7 protein-coding genes are annotated in these 8,893 nt (G+C 70.2%); 5 read left to right on the plus strand and 2 right to left on the minus strand.

Features of this window, described 5'->3' with window-relative positions; translation table 11 throughout:
- Nucleotides 1-14 precede the first annotated feature (14 nt).
- Nucleotides 15-1,583, minus strand: a complete 1,569-nt coding sequence (gene hutH / locus ABF401_RS02875) for a histidine ammonia-lyase (protein WP_502908184.1) — start codon at nucleotides 1,581-1,583, stop codon at nucleotides 15-17.
- A gap of 94 nt (nucleotides 1,584-1,677) precedes the next feature.
- Here hutH and ABF401_RS02880 point away from each other — a divergent pair, with 94 nt between their 5' ends.
- The 5 genes from ABF401_RS02880 to ABF401_RS02900 all read left to right on the plus strand — a co-directional run bounded on the left by ABF401_RS02880 (nucleotide 1,678) and on the right by ABF401_RS02900 (nucleotide 6,930).
- Nucleotides 1,678-2,442: an IclR family transcriptional regulator gene (locus ABF401_RS02880; RefSeq protein ID WP_353508029.1), complete on the plus strand. Its 765-nt coding sequence runs from the start codon at nucleotides 1,678-1,680 to the stop codon at nucleotides 2,440-2,442.
- Nucleotides 2,443-2,491: 49 nt separating this feature from the next.
- Nucleotides 2,492-3,469: an NAD(P)H-quinone oxidoreductase gene (locus ABF401_RS02885; RefSeq protein ID WP_353508030.1), complete on the plus strand. Its 978-nt coding sequence runs from the start codon at nucleotides 2,492-2,494 to the stop codon at nucleotides 3,467-3,469.
- A gap of 232 nt (nucleotides 3,470-3,701) precedes the next feature.
- Nucleotides 3,702-4,313: a hypothetical protein gene (locus ABF401_RS02890; protein WP_353508031.1), complete on the plus strand. Its 612-nt coding sequence runs from the start codon at nucleotides 3,702-3,704 to the stop codon at nucleotides 4,311-4,313.
- Nucleotides 4,314-4,483: 170 nt separating this feature from the next.
- The gene (locus ABF401_RS02895; RefSeq protein WP_353508032.1) at nucleotides 4,484-5,107 is read left to right on the plus strand and encodes a proteasome activator; all 624 of its coding nucleotides are present in this window, start codon (nucleotides 4,484-4,486) and stop codon (nucleotides 5,105-5,107) included.
- A 74-nt stretch (nucleotides 5,108-5,181) separates the two neighbouring features.
- A complete protein-coding gene (locus tag ABF401_RS02900; RefSeq protein ID WP_353508033.1) occupies nucleotides 5,182-6,930 on the plus strand; it encodes a metallophosphoesterase in 1,749 nt (582 codons plus the stop codon).
- Here ABF401_RS02900 and ABF401_RS02905 read toward each other — a convergent pair.
- Complete coding sequence (locus tag ABF401_RS02905) at nucleotides 6,920-8,698, minus strand: AMP-binding protein (RefSeq protein ID WP_353508034.1); 1,779 nt, start codon at nucleotides 8,696-8,698, stop codon at nucleotides 6,920-6,922. The genes ABF401_RS02900 and ABF401_RS02905 overlap by 11 nt on opposite strands.
- Nucleotides 8,699-8,893: the final 195 nt, after the last annotated feature.

An 8,893-nucleotide genomic window follows, 5' to 3' on the forward strand; every position in this document is an offset into this window, starting at 1 on the left:
TGCACACTCGACGCTCAGCGGAGGGGGCCGGTGACCGACTCGGCGGCCGTGACGTAGGAGCCGTCGAGGACGCCGAGATAGGCAGCACCCAGCGTCTCGGCGAGCACCCGATCAGGCCCCGGGGTGACGTCGGTGAGGTCTGCGAGCGCACGGATCACCGCCTGCGACGCCGGCCCCGGCTCGAGCGGCGCCCGGAGCTGGAGTCCCCGGGCTGCCGTGACGAGCTCGATCGAGAGAACCCGGCCGAGTGCATCCACGGCCTTGCGCAGCTTTCGGGCAGCCGACCACCCCATCGAGACGTGGTCCTCCTGCATCGCCGAGCTCGGGATCGAGTCGACCGACGCAGGGGCCGCCAGCCGCTTGAGCTCCGAGACCATCGCCGCCTGGGTGTACTGGGCGATCATCAGCCCCGAGTCGACGCCGGGGTCGTGCGCGAGGAAGGCCGGCAAGTCCTGGTTTCGCGCCTTGTCGAGGAAGCGGTCGGTCCGGCGCTCCGCCATCGAGGCGACGTCGGCCGCGACGATGGCGAGGAAGTCGAGCACGTACGCCACCGGCGCCCCGTGGAAGTTGCCGTTCGACTCGACGCGACCGTCCTTGGTCACGACGGGGTTGTCGATCGCCGAGGCGAGCTCCGCCTCGGCCACCCGTGCCGCATGCTCGATCGTGTCGCGCGCCCCGCCATGGACCTGGGGCGCACAGCGGAGCGAGTAGGCGTCCTGCACCCTCGTGCAGTCGTCCGTGCGATGGGACTCGCGGAGCGGCGAGTTGGCCATGACCGCCCGGATGTTCGCTGCGGAGAGTGCCTGTCCCCGCTGCGGCCGCAGCTCGTGCAGGTCGGCCGCGAAGACGTCGTCCGTCCCCAGCAGCCCTTCGACGCTCATCGCAGCAGCAACGTCGGCGAGCTTGAGGAGCGAGCGCAGGTCGTCAATGGCCAGGACGAGCATGCCGAGCATGCCGTCGGTGCCGTTGATGAGGGCGAGTCCCTCCTTCTCGCGCAGCTGCACCGGCTCGATCCCCTTCTGTTCGAGCGCGAGGCGGGCATCCATCAAGGTGCCGTCGGCGTCGACGACGGTTCCCTCGCCCATCACGACGAGAGCGCAGTGCGCGAGCGGCGCGAGGTCACCCGAGCAGCCGAGCGAACCGTACTCGTGCACCAGGGGGGTGATGCCGGAACTCAGCACAGCGGCATACGCCCTCGCTGTTTCAAGGCGCACGCCGGTGCGGCCGGTGGCGAGGGTCGACAACCGCAGCAGCATGAGCGCCCGCACGACCTCGCGCTCGACCGCGGGGCCGGCGCCGGCGGCGTGCGAACGGATGAGCGAGCGTTGCAGCTGCGCCCGCCGGTCCACGGGGATGTGCCGCGTCGCGAGTGCACCGAAGCCCGTCGAGACGCCGTAGTGCGGCTTCACGTCGTCGGCGAGGTCCTCGACGACCTTGCGGCTACGACTGATCTCGGCTTCCGCCTCGGGAGACAGGACGACAGGCGCGTCATGCCTGGCCACCGCGAGGACGTCGTCGAAGGACAGCGGGCCGATCCCAACGGTGACGGGCGCCGCGCGCGTCTCGAGGTCCACGTAGGTCATGCCACCCATGGAACCGTGACCCGGCTGGGCGCGGCACCCCACCGCGGCGCACAATCGTCTCAGATACGAGACACCTCCCAGGAGAAGGCGCAGGATGACCAACGCTCCCGCCGCAGCCAGCGCGCTCGACGTGCTCGAGCACCTGTCCCGCCATGCCGAGCCGGTGCCGGCAGCCTCGATCGCTCGCACGCTGACGCTCCCCCGGTCGTCGGTCTACCACCTGCTCAAGGTGCTCTGCTCGCGCGGCTTCGTGACCCACTACGTGGAGGAGCGCCGCTACGGCCTCGGCCCCGCTGCGTACGAGCTCGGCTCGGCCTACCAGCGCCAGGCGCCCCTGGCCCGCGTGGCTCGCGCCGCGATCCGCCGCCTCGCCGACCAGTGTGGCCGCAACGCCCACTTCGCCACGCTCGACGGCCGCGACGTCATCTACCTGCTCGAGGAGCGGGCGCCCGGCCAGCCGACCCTCGTGACCGACGTGGGCGTGCGGCTCCCATCCCACCTCACGGCGAGCGGCGTGGCCATGCTCGCCGGGCTGCCGCCCGCACAGGTACGCGCCCTCTACCCGGACCGCGGGTCCTTCACCCAACGGCACGGCGCCGGCCCCACGTCGCTCAAGGAGCTCCGGGCCCTGCTCACCCGGACCCGCGCCGCCGGCCATGCGCGCGAGGACGGGACCATCACCCCCGGTCTGTCGTCGGTCGCCGTGCCGGTCGTCGACCGGACCGATCGCCCCCTCGCAGCCGTCGCGGTGACGCTTCGCTCCACCGACGCCGATGACGTCCACGTGGCAGAGCTCGTTGCGCGGGTGAGGAGCACGGCCGCTGACATCTCCCGGCGCCTCAACCCCGCCCGCGCCTGAGCCGGATGCCGCTGGGCTGCGTCCGGAGGCAGGGCAATACAGTCGGCCCATGCGTGCCATCACCATCCCCGAGCCGGGCGGACCCGACGCCCTCATCCCCGCGGACGTCCCGGCTCCGACCGCTGGGCCGGGCCAGGTCCTCGTCGATGTCGTGGCCGCGGGCGTCAACCGCGCGGATGTCATGCAACGCAAGGGCTTCTACGACCCGCCGCCCGGTGCGTCGCCCTACCCCGGCCTCGAGGTCAGCGGCCGCATCGCCGCACTGGGCGAGGGCGTCGACTCCTTCACGGTCGGGGACGAGGTGTGTGTCCTACTCGAGGGCGGCGGCTATGCAGACCAAGTCGCCGCGCCGGCCGGCCAGGTCCTGCCCAAGCCGGCGAACGTCGACCTGGTGGACGCGGCCGGTCTCGCCGAGGTCACCTGCACCGTCTGGTCCAACGTCTTCCTGACCGCCAACCTCCAGCCGGGCCAGTGGCTGCTCGTCCACGGCGGCAGCTCGGGCATCGGCACGATGGCGATCCAGCTGGCCAAAGCGGTCGGCGCCCATGTCGCGGTCACGGCCGGCAGCCAGGCGAAGCTCGACTTCTGCCGCGACCTCGGCGCCGAGGTGCTCGTGGACTACACGAACCAGGACTTCGTCGCGGAGCTGCGGGCCGCGAACAACAACCACGGTGCCGACGTCATCCTCGACAACATCGGCGCGAGGTACCTCGCCAGGAACATCGATGCCCTGGCCGTCAACGGCCGCCTCGTGACAATCGGCCTCCAGGGCGGCCGCAAGGCCGAGCTCGATCTGGGCAAGCTGATGTCCAAGCGCGGCGCTGTCATCGCGACGACCCTCCGCGCCCGACCCGCCGCAGAGAAGGCCGCCATCGTCGCCGCCGTCCGCGAGCACGTCTGGCCGGTCATCGAGTCCGGTCAGGTCCGTCCCGTCATCAACTCCCGCTACCTGCTGGACCGGGCGGCCGACGCCCACCGCGAGATGGAGGCGTCCACCCACATCGGCAAGATCCTCCTCACCACCTGACCTGGTTCGAGGTTGAAGCTCGCTCTCGAGAGCGAGTTCCAACCTCGAACCGAATACCTCGAATCGATGGGCGGCGCACCGCCAGCGGCATACGGCCATGTGTTTGGTTTGAACCTGCCCCTTTTCCGCGTTTTCGGCCCGATGACGTGCCCGCGCCCCGCGGCGTACCGTCAACAGGTGGACCACTTCAGCTGAAGCGGCCCTCCCAACTGACACAACGGGAGGTCAACACGTGTTCATTCAGGTGATTCAGGGCCAGTGCAACGACGCGGACCAGCTGCACCGTCGCATGGACCAGTGGCGTGAGGAGCTCGAGCCGGGAGCCGCGGGCTTCCTCGGAGGGACGTACGGCCTGACCGACGACAACGAGTTCATCGGCGTCGTCCGCTTCGACTCCAAGGAGTCGGCGATGCGCAACAGCAGCCGGCCCGAGCAGGGGGCCTGGTGGGGAGAGACCGAGCGGTACTTCGACGGCACGGTGACGTTCCACGACTGCGACGACGTGCAGCTCATGCTCGACGGCGGCTCGGACGACGCCGGCTTCGTCCAGGTCATCCAGGGACGCATCAGCGACCCAGAGAAGTTCCGCATGATGATGGACATGCCCATGGACATGCTGCATCGCGAGCGGCCCGAGATCATGGGTGGGACCGTCGCGGTGGACGAGGACGGCTTCTTCACCCAGACGATCGCGTTCAGCACGGAGGCCGAGGCCCGCGCTGGCGAGAAGAAGGAGATGCCGCAGGAGATGCAGGACCAGATGGCCGACATGGACAAGGCCATGACGGACATCTCGTACCACGACCTGCACCACCCCTGGTTCGCCACTGCGGGCAGGCGCTGACGGCAGGGCGCGTGCGCTCCTGCACATCCTGCGTGCGCAAAGCCCTCCCCTGACCGCACGCAGGGTGTGCAGGTCATGTGGCGGTCACTGGGGATCTCTTCGAGCCGGGCACTCGATTGGTGATCCCGCCGGTGGACCCCAAGAAGGACCGGTGGGGCAGGATGGGAACCATGAGTGACAGCCCCCGCCAGCCAGTGCCCGGTCAGGACCCCAGCGGCGACGAGCCGCGGGAGGACCAGCGCATCGTCGTGCTCACCCCCGATGGCATGGGTGTGGCGGATGCGCCAGGCAGCGGGTCCGAGGCGCCTGCCGAGGGAGAGCGGGAGCGCACCAACCCCGCGGATCTCGTCGAGGAGCCAGCGAAGGTGATGCGCATCGGTTCGATGATCCGGCAGCTGCTCGAGGAGGTGCGGAGCGCACCGCTCGACCCCGCCGGGCGCCGCCGACTCGCCGACATCCACCACCAGTCGCTCGAGGAGCTCAAGGACGGGCTCTCCCCCGAGCTCGTCGAGGAGCTCGAGCGGATCGCACAGCCGTTCCGCGAGGAGTCGCCGAGCGACGCCGAGCTCCGCATCGCCCAGGCCGCCCTGGTGGGCTGGCTCGAGGGCCTGTTCCACGGGATCCAGACCGCCCTCGTCGCCCAGCAGATGGCGGCGCAACAGCAGCTCCAGCAGATGCGGGCGCTGCCGGGACCTGGCGTGTCGTACGGCACCCCACCGGGAGCCGGCCACGGCCACCTGCATCGGCCCGACGGCACCGGCCGCGAACCTGGTCCCACCGGCCAGTACCTCTGACCGACCGCGCGTGGGCGCGGAGCGAGCTGAGCGGCATACGACCTCTCCGACGGTCCGTACATAGGGTGGACGCGATGCGACTGAGGACGGATCACCCTGCCTGGGCCCGGGCGGGCCTCGTGGCCCGCTGGGTCGCCATCGTCGTGGCCTGCTACCTCGGTGGGGTGGCCGCGACGAACTTGGCGCCCACCACGGTGGAGACGTCGAACTACCGGGCGACGATGCGGCTCGACCCCGTGCCGCGACACACGCCCGTGCTCCACAGCCCCACCATCGTCGGTGACGTCGACCTCGCGTTCCGCTCACCGCTGCTCGCTCCGGGGCTCGACGTCGCCGTCTCGGTGCGGGAGGAGGTCACCGATCTCCTCACCGCCGGCCCGGTGAGCGTGCGCTCCCTGCAGCCGACGGACGCGGAGATCTCGGAGGCGATCCGGCAGGCCGCCCTCGGCGTGGGCTGGCGGTTCGGACTGGGAGCACTCACCGTGGCCGTCGGCCTGTCCGTTGCGGTGCACTACGCCCGCCGGCGCCGTCCGGAGCGGATGTACCTCATCCTGGTGGGCGCGGCCCTCGTCCTCGTCTGCGGTGCCACGGGCCTGAGCACGGCCCTGACCTACCAGCCGGACCGCTTCGCGGCTTTCACCACGACGGGCCTGCTCGGCACCGTCCAGCGCAACGCTGGACTGCTGGCCGACGTGGAGACCCGCGCCGAGCAGGCCACGCCCTATCTGCGCAACCTGCTCGCGCTGTCGCAGGCGCTGCAGGAGAAGTTCGTCCCCACGGACCTCACCCAGCCGAGCGTCTCCGCCCGCTTCCTGCTCGTCTCGGACATCCACGGCGCGAACCAGTACGCCTTGATGCGCACGATCATCGAGGAGGAGGGCGTCGACGCCGTCATCGACACCGGGGACATCATCAACTTCGGCCGGGTGCAGGAGGGCGAGGCGGCTGGCATCTTCCGCGGGATCGAGTCGCTCGGTGTGCCCTACATCTTCACGAGCGGCAACCACGACCAGTCCGCACCGACCGACCGGGCGCTGCTCCGGCGCATGGCGGCCGTGCCCAACGTCGTGCTGCTCCAGGACCCTGACGGTGTGCACCGAGAGCTGTCGTTCCACGGCCTGCGCATCACGGGCTTCAACGACCCGCGCTACTTCGGTGACGACAACAAGGACCCAGCGGCCAAGCAGGCTCCTGCGGTGGATGCCTACAACCTGGCGATGGAGGACGAGCCGGAGAGCGACCTCGTCGTCACCCACGAGCCGTATGCAGCGACCGAGGTCGCCCGCGGCCGAGTCGTCGTCAACGGGCACATCCACACCCCGGCACTCGAGGGGTCCCGGATCCAGGTCGGGACCTTCACCGGCGGCGGCGTCGTCTCGCACTTCATCGCCACCGACAACGAGGAGCTGACGGGCCAGCCCTACGCGTTCGACCTGGTCAGCTTCGGCCCACGCTGCGCACTCACCCAGCTCACCCGCTACACATACCGCAACCTCATCGAGGGCCGACCGCTCTACGACAACATCCAGGTCGTCAACGGCGCGATGATCGACCCGCGGGGGGCCCAGGAGACCAAGGATGCCGAGGCCGCTGGGCCTCCCGAGCCGGCCGATCCGGGGCAGCCCGCCGAGCCCGGGGCCGCCGATGCGCAGTCACGCACGTGCAGCCCCTCCGAGGAGACGACGGTCCGGGAGATCGGCACCGCGACGCCCGGAGACGCCAGCACGACGACCCCCGCCACCGCCCGGACCTCGACCCTGACACCGGCGCCGCGACCCTCGCCGCCGTCGCCGACATCGCCCCGGTCGACGGCTACCCCCTGAGGTCGGGGAACTGGTCGTCCCGCCACTCGAGCTCTGGCTGCGCGGCACCGGTCGCGTCGAGCTCCTGCTCCCGACCACGCAGCTCGACCCGGCGGATCTTGCCCGAGATCGTCTTCGGCAGCTCGTAGAACTCGATGCGCCGGACCCGCTGCCACGGGGCGAGCTTCTCCCGGCAGTGGGCGAGGATCGACCGAGCCACCTCGGCGTTGGGCTCGTAGCCCGCGACGAGAGCGACGTACGCCTTGGGCACCGCCAGCCGCACCGGGTCAGGAGACGGCACGACGGCAGCCTCCGCGACGGCAACGTGCTCGATGAGGACCGACTCGAGCTCGAACGGACTGATCTTGTAGTCACTCGCCTTGAAGACGTCGTCGGTCCGGCCGACATAGGTTATGTAACCGTCCGCATCGAGGGATGCGACGTCGCCGGTGTGGTACCACCCGTCCGCCATCGCGGCGGCATGGCGCTCGGGGTCCCCTTGGTAGCCGGTCATCAGCGGCACCGGCTGCTGTGACAGGTCGAGGCAGATCTCCCCCTCCACCTTGCCGTCCCCGTCACGCTGGTTGGCGACCGTGTTGGTCAGCGGGTCGACGATGGCGACCGGCACACCGGGGAGCGGCCGCCCCATCGAGCCGGGCTTGACGCGCGCGCCGGGGCTGTTGCCGATCGCGGCGGTCATCTCCGTCTGGCCGTAGCCGTCGCGGATCGTCATCCCCCACGCCTTCTCGACCTGGGCGATGACCTCGGGGTTGAGCGGCTCACCCGCGCCGATGACCTCGCGGAGCGAGCCGGGGCCGCCAGACAGGTCCGCGTTGATGAGCATCCGCCACACCGTCGGCGGTGCGCACAGGGAGGTCACCTCGTGGGTCCGCAGGACACGAAGGAGGGCCGCCGGGTCGAAGCGCGAGTAGTTGTAGAGGAAGATCGTCGCCTCGGCAATCCACGGGGCGAAGAAGCACGACCACGCATGCTTGGCCCATCCCGGGCTCGAGATGTTGAGGTGGACGTCGCCCGGACGCAGGCCGATCCAGTACATCGTGGACAGGTGCCCGACCGGGTACGAGACCTGGGTGTGCTCGACCAGCTTGGGCCGGCTCGTGGTGCCAGAGGTGAAGTAGAGGAGCAGCCGGTCAGCCGGCCCCGTCCCCGGGTGCGTGGCTGGCTCCGCCTCGATGTCGTATGCCGCTGAGTACCGTTCCCAGCCCGCCGGTCCTTCCGCTCCGGCTGAGCCGGCGGACGGGTCGACGCCGACGGCGATGCGCAGGTAGTCCCCCGGGACGTCGTCGAACTTGTGCACCTCCGAGGCGTTGGTGATCACGGCCCGCGCCTCGCCACGCTCCATCCGGTCGACGAGGTCACCCGGCCCGACCGCCACGGTCGTCGGCATGATGACCGCGCCGATCTTCATGACGCCGAGCATCGACTCCCACAGCTCGACCTGGTTGCCGAGCATGAGGATGACGGAGTCTCCCCTGCGCACGCCGAGCCCGGTCAGGTAGGCAGCGATCTGGTCCGAGCGCCGGGCCATCTCGTCGAAGGTCACCGTCGCCACCGACTCGTCCTGCTCGACGATGGTCAGGGCGGGCCTGTCGTTGCCACGGGCGATGGCGTCGAACCAGTCGATCGCCCAGTTCCACCGCTCCCCCACGTCGGGGAAGCTGAACTCGGAGACGGCCCGGTCGTAGTCCGCCCTGAGGTCCACGAGGAGATCCCGTGCAGCCCGGAAACGGTCGGTCACGGCTACGGCTGCAGCAGCACTGGATGTCATGGTCCGACTCTGCCGCAGCCCGCCGACGCTGTCACCGGGGTCCGAAACCAGATCGACTCCCGGCGTCCGGTCGGACAGGCTGTGGTCCATGACTTCACGCGTCTCGCACACGACGATCGACTGCCGCAACGCCTACGAGCTGTCCGAGTGGTGGAAGCAGGTGCTCGGCTATGCGGACATCCCAGACGACCCCAA

Origin of the sequence: Intrasporangium sp. (assembly GCF_040414665.1) — a bacterium.
Classification (GTDB): Bacteria; Actinomycetota; Actinomycetes; order Actinomycetales; family Dermatophilaceae; genus Intrasporangium.